General features: G+C 41.9%; 21 protein-coding genes. 9 read left to right on the top strand and 12 right to left on the bottom strand.

The window, feature by feature from the left end:
* Nucleotides 1–5 precede the first annotated feature (5 nt).
* The 10 genes from AC1F2U_RS20590 to gvpN form a co-directional block, all read right to left on the bottom strand.
* Nucleotides 6–368 carry a response regulator transcription factor gene (locus AC1F2U_RS20590; protein WP_012408767.1) on the bottom strand — a complete coding sequence of 121 codons (363 nt, stop codon included), beginning with the start codon at nt 366–368 and terminating at the stop codon, nt 6–8.
* A gap of 146 nt (nt 369–514) precedes the next feature.
* A complete protein-coding gene (locus AC1F2U_RS20595) occupies nt 515–1,846 on the bottom strand; it encodes a response regulator (protein WP_480262771.1) in 1,332 nt (443 codons plus the stop codon).
* A gap of 443 nt (nt 1,847–2,289) precedes the next feature.
* Nucleotides 2,290–2,997: a gas vesicle protein GvpC gene (locus tag AC1F2U_RS20600; RefSeq protein ID WP_480262772.1), complete on the bottom strand. Its 708-nt coding sequence runs from the start codon at nt 2,995–2,997 to the stop codon at nt 2,290–2,292.
* Between the two features lie 75 nt (nt 2,998–3,072).
* Nucleotides 3,073–3,294, bottom strand: a complete 222-nt coding sequence (gvpA, locus tag AC1F2U_RS20605; RefSeq protein WP_012408764.1) for a gas vesicle structural protein GvpA — start codon at nt 3,292–3,294, stop codon at nt 3,073–3,075.
* Between the two features lie 239 nt (nt 3,295–3,533).
* The gene (locus AC1F2U_RS20610) at nt 3,534–4,223 is read right to left on the bottom strand and encodes a GvpL/GvpF family gas vesicle protein (protein WP_480262773.1); all 690 of its coding nucleotides are present in this window, start codon (nt 4,221–4,223) and stop codon (nt 3,534–3,536) included.
* Between the two features lie 274 nt (nt 4,224–4,497).
* Entirely contained in the window at nt 4,498–6,321 is a 1,824-nt protein-coding gene (locus tag AC1F2U_RS20615; RefSeq protein WP_480262774.1) for an AAA family ATPase, read from the bottom strand.
* A gap of 208 nt (nt 6,322–6,529) precedes the next feature.
* Nucleotides 6,530–7,273, bottom strand: coding sequence for a gas vesicle protein GvpF (gvpF, locus tag AC1F2U_RS20620; protein WP_480262775.1), 744 nt, complete (start codon nt 7,271–7,273; stop codon nt 6,530–6,532).
* Between the two features lie 36 nt (nt 7,274–7,309).
* Nucleotides 7,310–7,744 (bottom strand): gas vesicle protein K, encoded by a 435-nt coding sequence (locus AC1F2U_RS20625; protein WP_323204168.1) that lies wholly within the window; start codon nt 7,742–7,744, stop codon nt 7,310–7,312.
* Nucleotides 7,731–8,081, bottom strand: coding sequence for a gas vesicle protein (locus tag AC1F2U_RS20630; RefSeq protein ID WP_114085077.1), 351 nt, complete (start codon nt 8,079–8,081; stop codon nt 7,731–7,733). The genes AC1F2U_RS20625 and AC1F2U_RS20630 overlap by 14 nt, the downstream gene beginning before the upstream one ends.
* A complete protein-coding gene (gene gvpN, locus AC1F2U_RS20635) occupies nt 8,078–9,250 on the bottom strand; it encodes a gas vesicle protein GvpN (protein WP_480262776.1) in 1,173 nt (390 codons plus the stop codon). The genes AC1F2U_RS20630 and gvpN overlap by 4 nt, the downstream gene beginning before the upstream one ends.
* 214 nt (nt 9,251–9,464) lie before the next feature.
* On the opposite strand from gvpN, the gene AC1F2U_RS20640 reads away from it, so the two are divergent.
* The 4 genes from AC1F2U_RS20640 to AC1F2U_RS20655 all read left to right on the top strand — a co-directional run bounded on the left by AC1F2U_RS20640 (nt 9,465) and on the right by AC1F2U_RS20655 (nt 11,138).
* Nucleotides 9,465–9,716 carry a gas vesicle protein GvpG gene (locus AC1F2U_RS20640; protein WP_334766487.1) on the top strand — a complete coding sequence of 84 codons (252 nt, stop codon included), beginning with the start codon at nt 9,465–9,467 and terminating at the stop codon, nt 9,714–9,716.
* A gap of 266 nt (nt 9,717–9,982) precedes the next feature.
* Nucleotides 9,983–10,300, top strand: a complete 318-nt coding sequence (locus AC1F2U_RS20645) for a hypothetical protein (RefSeq protein WP_480262777.1) — start codon at nt 9,983–9,985, stop codon at nt 10,298–10,300.
* Nucleotides 10,297–10,662, top strand: a complete 366-nt coding sequence (locus AC1F2U_RS20650; protein ID WP_480262778.1) for a retroviral-like aspartic protease family protein — start codon at nt 10,297–10,299, stop codon at nt 10,660–10,662. Before AC1F2U_RS20645 ends, AC1F2U_RS20650 begins: the two co-directional genes overlap by 4 nt.
* A gap of 131 nt (nt 10,663–10,793) precedes the next feature.
* Complete coding sequence (locus AC1F2U_RS20655; RefSeq protein ID WP_480262779.1) at nt 10,794–11,138, top strand: hypothetical protein; 345 nt, start codon at nt 10,794–10,796, stop codon at nt 11,136–11,138.
* Between the two features lie 186 nt (nt 11,139–11,324).
* On the opposite strand, the gene AC1F2U_RS20660 is transcribed toward AC1F2U_RS20655, so the two are convergent.
* The gene (locus AC1F2U_RS20660; RefSeq protein ID WP_480262780.1) at nt 11,325–11,609 is read right to left on the bottom strand and encodes a hypothetical protein; all 285 of its coding nucleotides are present in this window, start codon (nt 11,607–11,609) and stop codon (nt 11,325–11,327) included.
* A 45-nt stretch (nt 11,610–11,654) separates the two neighbouring features.
* Entirely contained in the window at nt 11,655–13,538 is a 1,884-nt protein-coding gene (locus AC1F2U_RS20665; protein ID WP_480262781.1) for an ArsA family ATPase, read from the bottom strand.
* A gap of 284 nt (nt 13,539–13,822) precedes the next feature.
* On the opposite strand from AC1F2U_RS20665, the gene AC1F2U_RS20670 reads away from it, so the two are divergent.
* The 5 genes from AC1F2U_RS20670 to AC1F2U_RS20690 all read left to right on the top strand — a co-directional run bounded on the left by AC1F2U_RS20670 (nt 13,823) and on the right by AC1F2U_RS20690 (nt 19,391).
* Entirely contained in the window at nt 13,823–13,960 is a 138-nt protein-coding gene (locus AC1F2U_RS20670) for a hypothetical protein (RefSeq protein ID WP_480262782.1), read from the top strand.
* Between the two features lie 137 nt (nt 13,961–14,097).
* Entirely contained in the window at nt 14,098–16,980 is a 2,883-nt protein-coding gene (locus AC1F2U_RS20675) for a WD40 repeat domain-containing protein (RefSeq protein WP_480262783.1), read from the top strand.
* 140 nt (nt 16,981–17,120) lie between these two features.
* The gene (locus tag AC1F2U_RS20680; protein ID WP_480262784.1) at nt 17,121–17,468 is read left to right on the top strand and encodes a DUF1493 family protein; all 348 of its coding nucleotides are present in this window, start codon (nt 17,121–17,123) and stop codon (nt 17,466–17,468) included.
* 165 nt (nt 17,469–17,633) lie between these two features.
* Nucleotides 17,634–18,281, top strand: a complete 648-nt coding sequence (locus AC1F2U_RS20685; RefSeq protein WP_480262785.1) for a histidine phosphatase family protein — start codon at nt 17,634–17,636, stop codon at nt 18,279–18,281.
* Between the two features lie 84 nt (nt 18,282–18,365).
* Nucleotides 18,366–19,391 (top strand): glucokinase, encoded by a 1,026-nt coding sequence (locus tag AC1F2U_RS20690; protein WP_480262786.1) that lies wholly within the window; start codon nt 18,366–18,368, stop codon nt 19,389–19,391.
* Nucleotides 19,392–19,396 lie beyond the last annotated feature (5 nt).

The following is a 19,396-nucleotide window of genomic DNA, read 5'->3' on the forward strand; positions in this document are numbered from 1 at the left end:
TTCCTTTAGCGAATAAATTTACTAACAGTCTGGAGCAAGGTATTTTCGTCTACAGGTTTGACTAAATAGCCATCAGCGCCACTCATATTGCCCCAAGTTCTATCAACATCTGTGTTTTTAGTTGAGCAAATCACTACCGGGATTCCTTTTGTTGTCGGATCGGCTTTCAACTTGCGGCAGAACTCAAATCCACTTTGACCTGGCAAAATCAAATCCAGTAAGATCAAGTCAGGTTTTTGTTGTTTCAACCGCAGTTGAGCCTCTTCACCACTACGAACTTCATAAACTGAATATCCTCCTTGCTCTAGGTAACGTGTCATCTTTTCGGATTCTGTGAGGCTATCTTCAACTAAAAGAACTTTTTTCATTTTTTTCCTAACTATTTAATTCAGAATTTGAAAAATAATGGCGACAAATAAATTAACACCAAGCTAGATTTAGGGAGCAATTTACCATCCACAATCGGTTTTGAAAATGGATGTAGGGGAGCCACTGATATGACTACCGCTTGACCCTAAACACTTAAATACTTGTGAAGCATATTCAGTACTTTGTCTTGTTCTACAGGTTTACCTAAAAAGTCAGTTGCTCCTACTAATTTTGCTCGCATCCGATCTACTATTCCATCTTTCCCCGTTAAGATGACAACCGGCACATTTTTGAGACTTGGAGTTTTACGGATTTGAGAACAAATTTCATAGCCATTCACTTTTGGCATCAAAAGATCCAAAAAAATGAAGTCTGGCTTGCTTTTAATTAGGTTTAAAACTGCCGTCAAGGAATCTTGAATGCCAACAAAGCGATAACCTTGATGGGTGAGAATTTCCTCCAAACTGCGACAGATCGTCGGACTATCATCCACACAGGCTACTAAAGGTCTTGAGACATCAATAATTGCTTTACTAGCTGCTGGGGGGGCAACCTGTAAAATAGTCTTCTCTTCTTTCTTCAGTGAAGAATTGGAATTATTAACTGCACTGGACGGACTGACAATTTCTTTGCCAGTCGCTGGGGGAGCAACTTTGTTGAAATTGGGCGCAACTTGTAAAACAGTGTCCTCTTCTGTCTTTAGTGAAGAATTGGAATTATTAACTGCACTGGACGGGTTGCCAGTTTCTTTACTAATCCCAACCTGCCTGAGCTTTGGGGTGGGTGAAAAAGCGATCGCCCCTGTTTTTACCAATGTCATCAATAACCGAGTCAAAGCTAAGACATCCCGACCGCTTTTTTGCCCTAGACCTCGTAAAGTTTTGGTTCCATCAACTAGAGCAATAATCTGTTTAGAGGATGCTTGTCCTTGGAGTAGCTCAATTTGTTGAATGATCGGAAATAAATTGGGCGAGTAGGTTGCCAGTCCTGCATCTCGCCATTCTTGCCAGGCTTGTGTAGCCCGTTTCAAGACTTCCTCAGTTGGTATTACAGCTAAGAGAACCCCAGGAACTTCACCAACAACGGTAGTATGTGACAACTGCCCTGTTGGATTGTTGCTATTTTTTTTGGCTTCAATGTACTGCATGATATCAAACAGGACTTCAGCTATTGAGCTTGCAATCAGGCTAACAAGTTGTTGTTGTTCGATTAATTTTTGTTCTCGCAATTTAGCAAGAATGGAATACTCGCGGTAATTTTCCTGGGGAGAGACAAGCTGCTCCAACTGTGTCACATCCAGATTAGAACAGTACCGCAACAAGTGTCGTCGCCATCGCTCATCGGCATTAGAACCGCCAGCCTGCCAAATTAATCGTCCTAAACGAAAATATAGCGTCCAAGTCGGCCCATCCCTTGCTTCAAGATTTAGCCTACCTGTAAATAATTTAGTTTGAAGTTGCTCGATCAATTGATTCACAATGGATCGCACCTCCTAATATATCTAGAGTTTTGCATTTACATTAGAATTGCTCAAACAATCCAGCTTACTAACTTTATTGTGAGATTGCCAATAGCACAGTTCAAAACCTTGATTGAGCTATCCCAGCTTGTTATATCCCTTTCCAATCTGGATATTTTTAAAGTTAAAAGCCGGAAACTTGAATAAAGATTTAAGCTCTTTTTCTAATTATTAATAGGTTAACTAATTATTAATAGGTTAACTTTTTGCCGTGTTACATATACTGAGCAAAATGCTTGTACAGATGTAGTTGCAATACAGACCGGAAAAAGATGGAAATGTTGAATACTACAAAGCATAGACCGGCTTTAATGCTTATCGATTTTGTACTCTGCTGCTTAAGGCGACAGACACAAGCGATCGCATTCTGCTAGTCTGCCAATACAAAAAATGAGCTTGAATTAAGTTTGTCCAGAAATTGTTTGTTGCCGAATAAAGTATTGGCGATCGCGTTGTTCCAGTATCCCTTGTTTGATTAAGGAGCGCAGAATATCTATCGTTTGCACCCGGCTTAAGCCTATCACCTCTTCAATTTCTATCAGAGTAGCTCCTTCAGCTTGCTGAATGTATTGCTGCACTTTAGATTTAACATTATCTGCATTCAACGCAGGCGCTTTCCTAGTCATGGTATTGACGGCAGGACGAAAACCTGTGGCTTTAATTGCAGAACGGGAGATTGACCATTTCGGAACTGTTGCAACTAATTTCTCTTCTTTAGCAGGAGTTGGAGAAACTGCTTGTTCATGAGTGCGATCGTCCCAAATACTCTTATGTAAGATTTCCCGGAAATTTTGCAAGTTTTGGAATAATGCCTGAGCCTTTGCTGCCCGCTGTTGGCGGTATTCTTGCTGGCGTTGCGAGACATCTGTTTTTATTTGCAATATTTCCAATTGCCGCTCTACAATCTCTTGCTGAAATTGCTGCTGTTGTAACTTTCTGTTGTTGTCAAGGCTGGTAACAAAACTGCTCAATTCTTGATGAAGCACATCTGCTTGCAGCTGCAATTCTTGTTGAGTTAGCTGTTTCCACTGGTTAACTTTTTGACGGCGTTCAGCAGTTATTTGCAATCGCTGCGATCGCTCTTGTTCCCATAAATTCTTGAGAGCCATCAGCTGAAATCTCCTATTTTGTTAACTAGAAATATTAAATAGGAGCCATAAAGACTCCCTTTCTCTAATATGCTTTTAGGCAGCAGATGGAACAGCAGCCTGAGATGTTAAACCAACTGCCTCGGCATATCTTAAGTAAGTTTCAACTGAAGCAATAACAATCCGAGCTTCTATTGATAGCAGTTCAATACCAACTAAAGAAACACGTACCCAAGCATCAATTACAATTCCTTTGTCCAAGATGCGGTCAATAACTTCAGCCAGACTTGAAGATGAGTTAACTTTTTCAACAGCCATTTTATTTTTCTCCCACAACTCTAATTATTTATTTCATCTTGCTCTGATTGAGCAGTAGGTAAAACTTACACAATGTGTTTTATTCTTCCTGAGTTTAGTGTTCCCAAAAACATGAGAAAATATAACAAAATAAAAAAAATAATAAAAAGTTAACAATATTTTTTCAGACAAAAATTAAAGAAAAAATCATCTAATCTTGATTTTTTCTGCGAAAATTTTAAATATTATTTTTTATGAAATTATATGAGAGTATTTTTGAGAAAATGATAGGGTGGTAAAGGTTCGCTCAGTGCCAATTGCCAGTGCGAGCATTGTACCTGCCAGAGGGAAAACTGCTGCGTACTGAGCGTTGAATCGTTGCGCTGTGCCAAAAAGTGGATTTGCCGCACATCTGACTGTCGAGTTTCACAGATAACATTTGTATGTGTTTTGAGAATTAACTCGTTCAAGAGTTCCCACTGTTCGCATTGTTGTGCTTGAAATGCTTGCTGTGTTTGGTAGCGTTGTTTTTTAGCCAATAAATAGGCTTTTCCCTTGGCATCAATAGTTTCAGAATCGTCAAGCAAATCACAGGGTGTCATTTTTAAAGTGTACTCAACTTTGTCTGCTAGCTGAGTTAGGGCTTCTAGATATTGCTCTTGGTGCTTTTCTAGATGATTCAGCAGTTTTTCTACAGAGGTAAAACCCCTCCCAAAGCGTAGGGGAAGAAGGGGAGTTTGTTGAAAAAGTTCTCGAATTACGCAATCGTGGGTCAATACAGCTTGAAGTAAACGCTCATCCGTTGCCTGTATTGCCTCCAGTGAGATTTCTGGCTCTGCGATCGCAGCTAAACCAGAAGAGTAAACGAGTTCAATATTCCTTTCCATCCCTAAGGGTAGAACAAGCGGTGATGCGGTCGGGACTAGAAGAGCATAAGCGTATATTGACATAAACTTGGGATACTTATTCTGTAATTAAGTTTGTACACATGAAGTTCTCCGGGACGCTTCTTTTTACATCAAAGGTGTTTCCAAAGAGTAAGTATCGCTGTGTGCAACGTTCTCTCAAACCTAACCCCCAGCCCCTTCCCTTGTAGGGAAGGGGAGCAAGAATCAAAGCCTCTCTCTCTGTGGGGGAGAGGTTTGGAGAGGGGTTCTAAAGATAAGTTGCACATTGCGTTAAGTAGCTTCCGCTCTAAACTTCTGTGTTTTTTCAAATAAGAGACTATTGAGATTGATGCTGATTAGCAAGCATTTGGTATGTAACTTGGAAATCATCATTTGTAATCTGAATCAAGCTGGAGTCAGTCAATCCTTGGGCGCGGTATCGACGAATTGCGCTTAAAGCAGCTTGATTGCTCAACAAAGCCAAGTCTGCCCCATTCCAACCCTCGGTAACTGTCGCCCAGGTTTCTAAATCGACATCAACCAGGGGACGATCTAGATTGTGAACTCCTAAAATCGCTAATCGGCTGGCTCGATCTGGTAGATCGATTTTTATTTGTAAGTCCAATCTTCCCGCTCTGAGCAAAGCAGGATCGAGCGCTTCTGGACGATTGGTTGCTCCTACTAACAGTACTTTCGGGCATTCATGCAACCCATCCAGTTCGGTGAGCAGTTGACCGACAACGCGATCGCTAACTCCAGAATCACCAGTAAATCTTCCCCGGGCTGGTGCTAGGGTATCAATTTCATCTATAAACACAACGCAAGGAGCTGCTTGCCGAGCTTTGCGAAAAAGTTCTCTGACTGCCTGTTCTGCGGCACCTACCCATCGGCTGAGTAATTCCGGGCCATTCACAGCAATAAAGTTGGCTCTAGCCTGGGAAGCGATCGCTTTTGCCAGTAATGTTTTTCCGGTTCCCGGCGGCCCCCACAACAGAATCCCACGGGGAGGCTTGGCTTTGGTTTGCTCGTATAGTTCGGGATAAAGAAGTGCGCCCTCTACAGATTCTTGAAGTTTTTGTTTAACATCATCCAATCCACCAATGTCATCCCAACTGACACTTGGTACTTCAACTGCTACATCCCTGAGAACTGAGGGTTTTATCTCCTTAATTGCTTCGAGAAAATCCTGTTGTACGATAGTCATGTTCTCAGGAACGGGACTGTTGAGCGAGGGGACTTGACGACGAAGGGCAATATAGGCTGCTTTTTGACAAAGAGCTTTGATATCGGCACCAACAAAACCGACAGCCAAATCAGCGATCGCTCCTAAATTAACCGAAGTCTCCAAAGGCATGGCACTTGTCAAAATCGTCAGAATTTCCAAGCGTCCATTGCGATCGGGAACCCGAAACTGAACTTCGCGATCGAAGCGTCCCGGACGACGAAGCGCCGGATCGAGATAATCGGGACGATTTGTTGCCGCTAATACAATTACGCCCTCAGTTTTGGCAAACCCATCCATTAACCCAAGCAACTGCGCCACTAGTCTTTTTTCAACTTCACCTTCTACTTGGCTGCGATCTGGGGCAAGGCTGTCAATTTCGTCAATAAATATCAAGCAGGGAGCAGAACGAGTTGCTTTCTCAAAAATACTTCGTAAACGAGCTTCTGCTTCCCCGTAATACTTGCTCATCACCTCTGGGCCATTGATGGCAATGTAGTTTAACTCTAACTCTTCTGCCAAAACACGGGCTGTTAAAGTTTTTCCCGTACCGGGCGGCCCAACGAGCAAAACCCCACGCGGAGGCTCTAACCCTAATTTCACCAATAAATCTGGACGTTTTAGGGGAATTTCAACTAACTCTCTGATTTCTTGGAGAACATCAGCCAAGCCGCCGATACCTTGCCAAGCAGCTTTTGAGTTGGTTCGAGCTGATGGGGGGGTGACATCAGTATCATCCATTGGTGTAGTGCCAACGGTGGAATTGGATCTGGCTCGGCTGGAATTATTTGTTCTCGGAATATTGCCTTGCCGGGGAATACTACTGAGATTATGAGAGCGAATTTTAATAGAAGTTTTTAACTCCCCTTTCTCTACTTTTTCTTCTAAAGCTTTGGCAATTTCTAATAGGTGTTCAAATCCTTTAAATATGTCGTCCATTGATTTTACTTAAATAAAAGGCAGAGAAAAATTTTATTTTCATAGGACTTACGCAAAATAATGAAAAAACGAACCGCCAAGGACGCCAAGGACGCAGAGAAATAAGAGTTTTAGAGAGTTATTGCGTAAGTCCTGTTACGAAAAATTAAAAGTTTCAATAATTTTTTATTCTCAATTTTTATTGCTGTTGAACAGAGAGAGGAATTAATCAGTTGGAAGTGGTTAATCGAAGACGAGCAAAGTTATAGGGGGCAGTGAAATTGTTGTAACGAATTCGCAAACGGTTTTCAAATTGACGATCGAGTGCTTCAACGTGTTCGCTAAATTGTGATTCTGTTTCCCAAGGAATTAGGTAGGCTGAATTGTAGATCATTGTGTCCACTTGGGGAGTATTTTCTACTACTTCGAGCGCAATGGAGTTGAGCGTGCTTTTAAATACATCTATGATGCCTTGCTTGCGATCGCTCATTCCCTGTTCGATGACTTGCCCTATTTGGATTACTCGCTCCATACTCAGGGGTTGACCCACTAGCTTATCCCTTTCGGTTTTGAGATTTGGGTGTTCTGCCAATAGTCCCTGAATTTCTGCCTCGGTATCCCAAAAAACTTTGACACTAACTTCTCGGCAACCCGATAACTTCGCAAGCATTTGCGTCAATTCTTCTTGATGAGGACGAATTAATTGCTGTGAAACCGTTTCCCAGCTTGAAACCAAAAGTCCAAATTGCACGGGCAGTAAATAGCGATCGCCTCCTTGCATGATCTCCTCAAGGACTTTCTCATGACTTAGCAGGTTACGACGGCTGGCCAAATAACGCTCTTGCTGTGCTTCCGAGTAGATTACTGCAAAATCATCCAAAATTTTAATTTGTACGGGTTGCCGATCTAAGCCCTCTAAATTTAAATTTTGTGGAGCAGGCAAGGTCAAAATTCCATAAATGTAAAAACTCATATAAATGTCTTACCAAGAAGAATGTAGATAAAAAAGTTACAGGGGTTTAGAAGTGAGTACTAATCTTAACTTGGCATGAACTAAGCTTAACTGAGCCAGTCCTAAGTCCAAGTCACCTTCAACCACAACACCCGTATTTAATAGGCGATCGAGAAGTTCTAAAATAGAAGGTTGACTAGAGGTTTCACCGGGGTAGTATCCTCCAGATTGGGGAAGTAAATTTCCCATTTCACCCAAGTTAATATTTAGATCGGCTGGGTCAACATCAAATATCTCGCAAAGCTTAACAACCTGTTGTTCAAGCTGTTGCAGGCTTTCGGCAGCCCGATCTAACTCATTATCGTTGAGGGTGCCAGCATCCATTCGCCGAATCACCTGAGCTTCCATGAGTTGGCGTATTAGCTCAACAACCGTCAGTAATAACGGTGCTAAACCGGAATCGGAACCTTTTGATTTGCTAATCCCCTGCATTCTGATGATTAATAGGATTGAGTGTTTTAAGCGATTGCAGTTCTGTTTCTAGACTGGCAAGACGCTCTTGAAGTTGTTGATTAGTTGCTAATAAGGTGCGAGTTTGACTATTAAGATAGGGGTCGCTCTCCCACCAGTTAATTCCAATCTCTTTGGCTTTATCAACAGAAGAAATCAACAAACGAATCCGAATGTTGAGCAATTCTGTGGAGCCTACGGAAATAGAAATATCTCCTGCGATAACAATGCCTTTATCCAGAACCCGTTCTAGAATATCTGCCAAGGTAGAACCTTGAGTTGATGTGGTGATAGCTCCCCGGTTAGTATTAGTACTCATTTTTTTATTAAATGGCCAGAATCAAAAGGAACTGTCTGTGAGATGTTCGGCGACTCGGCATTGCCCTGCATTTGTACTAATACTCCCTGCTCCCTGAGAGACTTGAGTGCAGCCACAATTTGACTGCGATCGATCCCTAGTTCTACTGCCAATTCAGAGAAACGCCTTCCTGGAGAATTACACAGGTAGTTGTAGACTTCATGCTCGTAAGGTACTCGTTGTTCCAATACAACCTGATTTTGGTTGTTTGGTATTATCTCTGACGGCTGAGATTGAGTATTTATACTACGATACAATTCACTTAAAACCTCTTCCAGTAGCCGAGTTGCTTCCATCAGAGGTTGATTTGTACGAGAAAGTAGGATATCAGCACAAATATCTTGGAAGTTAGGATCTCCAGGGTTGACGGAAATTTCGTGTTCGTGGCAGATTTTGGCAATCATCAGACAGGAACGCAATCCACCGCCTTGTCCAGAGCCAGATCGACTCCAAAACGTCCGTACTAAGCGGACAATTACTTCTGCTTTCTCAGAATCTATGCCTGTTTTATGAACTACAATTTCCTGCTGACTCAGTTCATCAGGTGTAGGCATATCGATGGTAATAACACGATCCATCAAAGCATCCTGAGTTGCATGAACTCCACAATACTCTTGAGGATTTGATGTTAAGATTGCCCGAAACTGAGGATGAACCCGGATATACTCGGCTCGATGTTGGTTGGTTGGTAATACTAACAACCTCTCCTCAAGTACGGAGAGTAAAACGTTATTTACCTCCGGGTGCGATCGATTGAATTCGTCGTAAACCAGCGTAAATCCTTCTTTACAAGCTAAGGTTAATCGTGCATCAACCCAATGTTGTCGGACTTCATCCTCAACTTTGATAACGCTGTGGATGAAGTTATCAACAACCTTTTTGCGGGTATAACCTAATTGATTACCAATCAAGTCTGAGGTTTTAAACTCATCATCTCCAAATAAGAGAATGATCGGCTGGTTGAGCAAATCAGCTAGATGCATTGCCAGAGTAGTTTTTCCGACTCCGGCTGCACCACGTAAATGTATTGAAAAACCTGACTGTAGATAGCGCAAAGCACGTTGAGCGACGCGTTGAACAGCAGGTGTATTGACAAATCGCTGGGGAGATGCATTTAATACTGTTGTCAAACTCTAAGTACCTCCTAAATAGTAATTTCTCATACTAAAGTATTTTTTTTTACATTAAAAATATAAAATACAGATGTCAATCAGCTTTAACTGGACTCAAATCCAACGCATTTTGGCATCAACACAAGACTAGTAATGTTTAATATTTATGTCATCAGCATGATTACGGTGTTGAGAGGATACCTTTAAGAAGTCCACACAGGTGTAAAGCAATATGGTTCTGCGCTTCTTACTATTACCGATTACTGGCCCATTAATGGGGGTAACGTGGCTTGGGGAAAAAATTTTAGAACAGGCGAGTACTGAAATTGATGATAAAGAAAATCTGAGCAAGCAACTTCTTGCACTCCAACTTGCTTTTGATATGGGAGAAATTCCTGAAGAAGAGTTTGAAATTCAGGAAGAAGCTCTTTTATTAGCGATTCTGGAAGCAGAACAGGAGGAACGCGATCAAACACAAGAGTAAGTTGGAGGCAGGAGGCAGAGGAGAGGAGGTATTGCGATGGACGGGTTTCCCGGCATAAAACAACTGTCGTGGCAGAAGGTAATCCCCATAAATAAATTTCAGTAGACCGAAAACTTTTGTCAACATCAAAAATTAGTAGCTTGTGATACCGTGCATTCTTTTTTCACGGACAGTACCCGCGAACGTGAGGCTTTTTTCATCGAATTTAATCCGCGATGTGTGAATGAGGGAAAATATAAGTATCGCGATTCACAATATAATCAGCCATGACTGAAACCAAACCCGCTCGTACCGCACGCAGGGGACGAATATTCCCTGAAATTCAATGGAATGAAGAACAAAAAGCACGACGTTCAGCCGAACGCGAGGCTCTTTACCAACGTTGTAAACCTATTTTTGAGCAAGTCAAATCAGAATTAATTGAAACTCACTACAACTGGTTTGTTGCAGTTGAACCGGATAGTGGAGAATATTTTATTGATAAAGATTTAGAAGTAGTTTCATTACGGTGCCGCGAACAGCATCCAGGCAAAATCCACTATGCTTTTCGGATTAATGAGTCTGGGGCTTGCGGCACGATATGACGATTTCCGGTTTTTTTGGTGATGAGGATGCACTACTTTTTGAAATTAATTTAATAACATCAGATGGATTAGAGTTACCTGTTGAGGCGATGTTTGATACAGGTTTTTCGTATTGGTTAGCGATTAATGAGCAAGATATAGATGCACTTGGTTGGGAGCGTTTACGAGAGCAAACAATGCGAACTGCACGCGGAGATGTAAAATTTGAAATCTATCTTGGTCAAGTATTATTTGATGACCAAGAGTTTGACATACCTGTACATGTTGGCAAAGATTTAACAGAAGTTTTGCTCGGTCGTCAATGGTTAACAAATCGTCGGTTAGTCGTTGATATACAGTCGGGTGAATTAACGTTGGGATAACTACGACCGATAATAAATTAGAAAAATGCCTCAATGAGTTGAAGATGACACCAATAGAACAAGTTAGTAAAATGTAAAACAATTATCCTTTAAGAATAATTGAGTAATGTCTAATGATAAGATTAATTCTATTGACAGTAACAATTGCAGCACTAATAGGAATGATATTTTTTGTGCTTGCTACAGTGCGTTTGAAAAATTTTAAGTACGGTTTATTAACATTTTTGTGGTCATTTATTTTTGCTTTACTTGGTTCTGGTATTGGTTTTTTTCTTGGTTGGCTGTGGTATAAATGGACGCTGAAAACTGACCAAAGTTTTTCAAATCTTAACCTGAGTGGTTTAAGCCAGGGAATGATGGCAGGATATTTAATTACTGTTTGGTTATTTTGTGTTCAAACTGGAACCATTCTAGGTGGGATTTGGGGCGGAGTTTGTGGGTTAAAGTATTATCAAACACGTAGTAAACGTACCTGAGCGTCCGCGCTTTTACCCTATGTCGGCTTTCCCCTAAATCCCGACTTTTGACTAATTGAATGCCAGCTAGAACAAAAACGTTCGCTGTTGAAGTGGGATGAAAATTTAAAAAAATATATTTTAGAAGACCGCAGCCAATGTTGAGCAAGGAGGTTGCGAAGAATAGGCAAGCTGAAATCTTAGTGCTTAGTATTCCAATGTTAAGGTTTTGAATTTTGGTGTATTGTCCTCCAAGTTTGTATTTGCTTGCTGATGGGTCATGTCTCCTTCAGCAATTGTTTGACTATTTAAAATAGCAAGACGCTGCTGAATCTGATGTCGGCGTGCTTCGAGTTTCTCTAGTTCCTCCTCTAAACGCTCCTTCTCTAACATCATTTTGTAAGCATTTAAGTAAACTGTTGCTTGAGAACGTTGAGGAGGCATGGTGCTAAGTTTGGCTTGAATTTGTCTGCGGGTTGGAGTGCGATGCATAATAAATTTATCTTTGGGTATGAAAGTATTTAGTCTAATTAGCCGTTAAAATAAACAGCCGGCTGCTGCTTGGATGCGTTCTAAAGGCTGAACTGAGCGAGGAAGCATTGGTAAGCGAACCATTGTCAAACCTGGAAAATCGCAATTAATGGTTGCTGTAGAATTAAAGCGGTTGAGAACAAGGTAATTCTGGCTTACACCTATTTCTTGCAGAGATTTGAACAGGCGTTGTTGTTCGGCAAGTACGCTAGTCTGGTTAAGTGTAACCCCAATGAACTCTGCTTGTTGTGGGTCTTTTAGCACTTTTTGGGCTTTAACTACACGCTGTCGCAAAGTTCGTAAACGTCCCATAAACTCTGTACGACCAAGGACATTCTGATACTTGATCCAGAGTTTGAAAATCCAAGCTAGCCAGTCTGCTAATGCGGTTGGCATTTCTAGAAAACGCAGAAGATGACCTGTAGGAGCAGTGTCTAAAATAATTAAGTCTTCTTCTTGTTGCTCTAGCAATTCCATTACTGTTAACAGGGAAAGTATTTCATCAATCCCTGGTAAGGCTTGATCGACAATTTTGCGCCAGGCAGCAGGAGCATAGGCCATTTCAATAGCTTCGCTTGTTTGGGTTTCGCCACTCATCATTTGGGCCAGTTCCCATAGGTAATCGGCTCTGAATTGATCGAGAATGCGATCGCCATCTACTTCCTGACCTCGAAGATTGGCAGTTATTTGATATGGTTCGTGTCCTAAACTCAGACCAAAGGCATCACCCAAGGAGTGGGCTGGATCGATGGAAACCATGCGAATTTTGCGATCGGGATGTTGTTGAGCCATAGCCCAACCAATCGCAGCTGCTACTGTGGTTTTGCCTACTCCACCCTTACCGCCAATTAGTAACAGGCGACGACCTTTGGTGAGAAAATCTCCAAAGCTAGGAAGAATTGTTTCCGGCCATTGAACTGGGAGTAGATCGATAAAAGATAGCGGTTCAAGCTGAGGAACATGGATTTGGTTGATGAGATGGCTGAGGGCTAGAATCCCTAAAGGCTCCTCATCTTGCTGTGGCACAATAAAAATCGGCTTTTCGTTAGCAAGATCCGTATACTGACCGATCAGCGGTTGTTGTTCTTGGTAACGATCTGGGTCAGTCGCACTGGCAAGGACTTGGTTAACAAACAACCCTCCGCAAGGAATCTGCATGGTTTGTAAGGCTTCTAGGAATCTTTTTGATTCCAACCAACTCATTGGTTCGGCGATCGCAACTAACAAACAAGCTGTATGGGTAGGATCTTGAAGCAGACGACGACCTTGCGACAGTTCAGCTTTCAGGGTTTGCAAAAAATCGTCAGCGCGATCGGGTGTGTAACTTCCAGCAAAGGTCTTGCTAATAATCCGATGCTTTTCTTGAAACAGTTCCAGAGAGTGGAGGAAAGTGTCTAAAAAATCCATCAATCCAAATAAGTTGAGAGTATGACCGCTAGGAGCCATATCAACTACTACTCGATCTACCCGCTGCTCCTGAAAAAGGCGTTGGATCTCTAACAAGCCCATCAACTCGTCCAGTCCAGGCCAATTTAAATCCCAAACTGGAGACAAGTCTTCGCCTTCAACAAAACTACCGCGCTCCACTAACAGTTCTAAAACCTGGCCGTAACGTTCTTTAAAGTCTTGTAGCAGACGCTTTGCATCCAACGCCCTTACTCGTAGATTGGGTAGTTCCGCTATGGGACGAGGAATGTCATCAATGCTGACTTGTAAAACATCTCCCAGAGAGTGAGCCGGATCGGTTGAGATTAAAAGAATTTGCTCATTGGCGAATTTCTGCGCCCAACGACATGCAAAGGTGCAGGAAATTGTCGTTTTTCCGACTCCACCTTTGCCGCTAAACATAGCAAGGTGTAGGTTATCAAAAAGTTCCATCCCGTTTGTCATTTATGGCGTTTTAGGATAAAGTTACTACATATTTTTGAAAGTTACTTAAGTAATTTTGCTGAATAAACCTATTTAAAACCTTAATTTTTCACGGATAGGATTTACAAAACTTCTATCCTATAGGCTACCGTGTACACACAAGTTGGAAATAAGTGACAAATCCGGGTTTTACCCCACCCTAACCCTCCCCTTTATAAGGGGAGGGAACTAGATTTCTTTTTTCCCCCCTTGTAAAGGGGGGATTAAGGGGGGTAATTCCAATACGGTTAGGATAAGGTTTTTTGATGAAAATTCTAGATCAGAAAGACGCGATAAATCGCCGTCTCTACAAAGGACTGACTATTGTAGAGACGGCGATTTATCGCGTCTCTTGCCTTAACCGAACCGTATTGGGGGTAATTCGACTTGTGTGTACACCGTAGATCCTATAGGGCGGCGACAGGGAAAGCTTCACAAGAGAATGTGTAATTAATTTTGTTGAGTTACTTACAAAGATTAGCCGAGGAACTATAACTGAGGTAAAGATTTAGCCAGAGGTATCCAAAGGTAAGGAGATAAGATGGTTAACAGTTCTGAAGGCGATATAAATATTGGGTGTAATGTCCAAGGTATTTCTGAATACGACTTTTTTTCTGACAGTAATTTTGAGGATATTCATTGTCGTCCACTTAAAACAGACTCTCCTTACTTAGGATTAAAAACTTTTGAAATTAAAGATAAAGACAAATTTTTTGGGCGGGAGAAGTGGATTGCTAATCTGGGCGATCGCTTAAAAAAAGATAATGTACTCTTACTTTTAGGAGCATCAAATACTGGCAAATCATCATTGATTCGGGCAGGTTTAATTCCTTATTTGGGAAATAATAACAATTCATTAATTAATATAAGTTTTCACCCAGATGAAAATCCTTTTAAATCTCTTTATCAGTGTCTTGCTTCTAATTATGGAAAAAAATCACCAATAGCGGATATTGCTCGAAAAATAAGAGAAACTACCCTAATTAAAATTGTCACATACCTCAAACAAGATTATCAATGCGTTTTGATTTTTATTGACCAATTTGAAGAACTGTTTACGAAAACTCAAAAGCCGGAACGCGATAAATTTGTTGCTAGTCTCTTTCAATTGATCTTGCAGCAGGATAGCTCTGTCAAAATTGTTTTAACAATGCGGTCTGATTTTTCGGATAAATTTAGTGAGTATCCCCAACTTGCAAAGATTCACGATCGCTATAGTCGTATACTCACTAGAATGAGCGATGGAGAATTAAAGTTAGCGATCGCTGAACCTGCTGCTAGACATGGCGTCACCTTTGAACAAGGTCTAGTTGAGCAAATTATTCACGATTTTCACCAACAAGATGATTCTTTACCATTTCTGGCATATACCCTGAATGTATTGTGGGAAAGAGAAGATGTTGCAAACGGGGTTCTGAAGATAAAGACTTATCAAGAACTAAAAGAGCAAACGTTTGGTTATTTAAGCGAACAAGCTAATCAATTTATTAATCCTAGTCTTGAATGGCGCGATCGCCATTTGAGAGAAAAGGAACAAGAGATTCAAAAGTTAAACCTTGCACTGACTGAATTAAAACTGCGCGAGCAATCCGCCAGGGTTTTGAATTTACTTCCTGTTCAACCGCTAGAGGGTTTGGTGCTGGCAATTCAAACAATGGGTGAGAATCTAGAGAAATACCCAAACCACCTTCTAGCTCCTGTTTTGGGAAGCTTAAAGGAAGCAATGAACACACCCACAGAGGCAAATAGCTTGCGGGGACACGAGCAAGAGGTTAATTGTGTAGCCTTTAGTCCTGATGGCAAGTTTATTGCCAGTGGCAGTAGCGATTCTACGGTGTGCTTGTGGAATATCATTGGCAATCCTACTGCTCAATTTTTGTGTGGACACGAGCAAGAGGTTAATTGTGTAGCTTTTAGTCCTGATGGCAAGTTTCTTGTTAGTGGCAGTATTGACGGAATTTTGTGTTTATGGGATCTACAAGGTAATCTCATTACTCAACCGTGGCAGGGACATGAGGAAGGAGTTATTTCCGTCGCTTTTAGCCCAAATAGCGATTCTATTGTCAGTGTTGGTTTTGACGGAACAGTGTGTTTGTGGGATTTACAAGGTAACACCATCGCTCAACCTTGGCGCGGACACAAGGAAGGAGTTATTTCCGTCGCCTTTAGCCCAAATGGCGATGGCTGCGCCAACCCCTCCGGGGTACGCATTATTAGTGTTGGTTTTGACGGAACGGTATGTTTGTGGGATTTACAAGGTAACACTATCACTCAACCTTGGCACAAACATGAGGCGAAAATTATTTGCGCCGCTTTTAGCCCCGATCGCAAGTTGATTGTCAGTGGTGGTAGTGATTCTACAGTGCGCTTGTGGGACATACAAGGCAATCCCATCGGTCAACCTTGGCACGGGCATGAAGGACATGTAAATTCTGTAGCCTTTAGCCCTGATGGCAAGTTTATTATTAGTGGAAGCTGCGATCGCACAATACGCTTGTGGAATATCAATGGCAACCCCATCACTCAACCTTGGCGCGGACATGAAGGACAGGTTAATTCCTTAGCTTTTAGTCCCGATGGCAAGCTGATTATCAGTGGTGGCGATCGCACTGTGCGTTTGTGGGAGCTACATCAAATATTACAAGATCGGGTCATCGGGCGATCGCAGCGCAAATATGAGAATTGGGTTAATTCTGTCGCCTTTAGCCCTGATGGTCAGTGGATTGTCAGTGCCAGCAATGATTCGACAGTGCGCTTGTGGGATAGCAACGGCAAACCCATTGGTCAACCTTGGCGCGGACATGAAAAAGAAGTTAATTCTGTCGCCTTTAGCCCTGATGGTCAGTGGATTGTCAGTGCCAGCAATGATTCGACAGTGCGCTTGTGGGATATTAACGGCAAACCCATTGGTCAACCTTGGCGCGGACATGAAAAAGAAGTTAATTCTGTCGCCTTTAGCCCTGATGGTCAGTGGATTGTCAGTGCTAGCAATGATTTGACAGTGCGCTTGTGGGATAGCAACGGCAAACCCATTGGTCAACCTTGGCGCGGGCATGAGTATTGGGTAAATTCCGCAGCTTTTAGCCCTGATGGTAAACTGATTGCCAGTGGTAGTCTTGATGGAACAATCCGCTTGTGGCAGTGTGGGTGGCAAGAATGGTTGCAAGTTTGCTGCAACAGGTTACATTATCATCCCGTCTTTCAAAATCCTGAAAATGGTAGCGATCTAGAAATTGCCCACCAAACTTGTCAAAAATATGTATGGAATCCACAATGCCCTAAACAGTTGAACAACCAAGATGAGCTAAAAGAGAAAGCTTTTTCAGCAGCTTTGGAAGACTTTAAGCAAGCAGTTCAACTTAATTTCACATCGCACTGGAAAGATCGCCTTGCTTGGCAATCAGTAACCAGAGAGAACCAATAACTCGGCCTACGGTTTGTTTAACTTTCTAGCGGGTTGACTGGGGGTGATTTTGGTTCATAGATGCTTGAACAGTATTTACCTGGTAATAATTTCCTTGTTAATAGGATTCTTGCTACTGGAGTTTGTCACCTGAAAAGCTTATGTCATTTACAGATAGGTTTAATCAACTTGCAGCAATTCTTTCTAATGAGCTAGGTGTGCAAACAAAAGATATTACTCTTAATACACGGCTTCGGGAAGACCTCAAAATAGATGGTAATGATGTTGATGAACTATTTTCTAAAATCGCTGAACAGTTTGGCATAGATTGGCAGGGGTTTGTTTTTTACCGTTACTTCCATGAAGAACCACATTTATTTTCTTTACTTTTTGAGTGTTACTATCGCAAACGTCACGGTACACTCAAAACAATTACCCTCAGCCATCTACTATCAGTTATTGAGTGTGGAGTTTGGTTTGAACCGTCCCAATCTGATATTTACATTTGAGTTTATTACACAATCTTAACTAGTTTCTACTGATAAGTTTTCCTAATCATTAGTATTATTAAATATTATTACGATTTTTGTCCTATATTAATATTTGCAGCCCTCCTTGCAGATATCTATATATTTGTTTAGCGGCGAATTCTATTCATCGGAATAATTAAACCCATGAGTCAAATAGTCTGGATAGCAAGACACGCTAACCGCCTCGACTTCGTAAACCCCGATTGGTTTCTCACCGCCGAACGACGCTACGATCCGCCCTTGTCTGATGATGGTATGGTGCAGGCACAGCAGTTAGCTAAACGATTGAAAAAAGAAAATATTGGCCATATTTTCGCTTCTCCTTTTCTGCGAACTGTACAAACAGCAAATGCAATTGCAGAAATGCTCGACTTGCCGATTAAACTCGAAACAGGCTTGAGTGAATGGCTAAATCCAGTTTGGATGACAGAAGAACCCGAAAGACTCTCAACTCCAGCATTAGCAGAATTATTCCCCAGAATTGACAGCAGCTATACCTCGCGCATCGCCGCAAAATTTCCTGAAACTCACGAAAAAGTGCGAGAACGTTCTGGACAAACTGCTAGATGTTTAGCTACTGAGTTCTACCCAGAAGATATTCTGCTAGTAGCACATGGTGCATCTGTATTGGGCGGAGCAATGGGGCTAGTGGGGGAAATTGCCAAAACAGAAGTCAAAGCTTCTTTGTGTTCTCTGGTAAAAGTGGTACGCCAAGACCCAGAATGGTTATTAGAACTAACGGGAGATACTTCTCATTTAACCCACATAGAAGAAGTTATTCGATTTGCTTAAACCTCTGATAGAGATTTGTGTTCATGACTTCTGCTAGGTTGAGTATATCTTACAAAAAAGTAATTTAATTCACCAATAAATTCTATGACTTTGTTACTAGCAGGAGACATCGGCGGTACGAAAACTATTCTGCAATTGGTTGAAAAATCAGACTCACCAGCTTTACATACTATTTATCAGGAAAGTTACCACAGTGCCGATTTTCCTGATTTAGTACCGATAGTGCAGGAGTTTTTGGTCAAAGCTAATACACCTACACCAGAAAAGGCTTGTTTTGCGATCGCCGGCCCCATTGTCAAAAATACTGCCAAACTGACCAATTTAGCCTGGTTCTTGGATACCGAACGTCTACAAGAAGAATTGGGTATCCCGCATATTTCTTTGATTAATGACTTCGCCGCCGTTGGCTATGGCATTTCAGGTTTACAAAAACAAGACTTGCACACATTACAAGTTGGCAAACCTCAACCCGAAACCCCCATTGGAATTATTGGTGCTGGTACTGGCTTAGGGCAAGGATTTTTAATTAAGCAGGGGAACCACTATCAAGTTTTTTCTTCAGAAGGTGGACACGCTGACTTTGCCCCTCGGAACGAGATCGAGTTTCAACTGTTGAAATACCTGCTGGGTAAGCATGATATCCAGCGCGTTTCTGTGGAACGCGTGGTTTCTGGAATGGGAATTGTGGCAATTTACCAATTTCTGCGCGATCGCAAATTTGCTACAGAATCACCAGATATTGCCCAAATCGTTAGAACTTGGGAACAAGAAGCGGGACAGGAAGAGAAAAGTGTCGATCCTGGTGCTGTCATTGGTACAGCTGCACTAGAAAAACGCGATCGCCTCTGCGAACAAACTTTGCAATTATTTATAGAGGCTTACGGTGCAGAAGCCGGTAATCTCGCCCTGAAACTCCTACCTTACGGTGGCTTATATATCGCTGGTGGAATTGCGCCCAAAATCCTGCCCCTAATCCAAAATAGCGGTTTCTTATTAAATTTCACCCAAAAAGGTAGGATGCGCCGCCTCCTTGAAGAGATCCCGGTGTATGTTATCCTCAACTCGCAAGTCGGCCTAATTGGTGCTGCTTTATGTGCTGCTAGGTTATAACAGCT

It is taken from the genome of Nostoc sp. LEGE 12454, assembly GCF_056620565.1.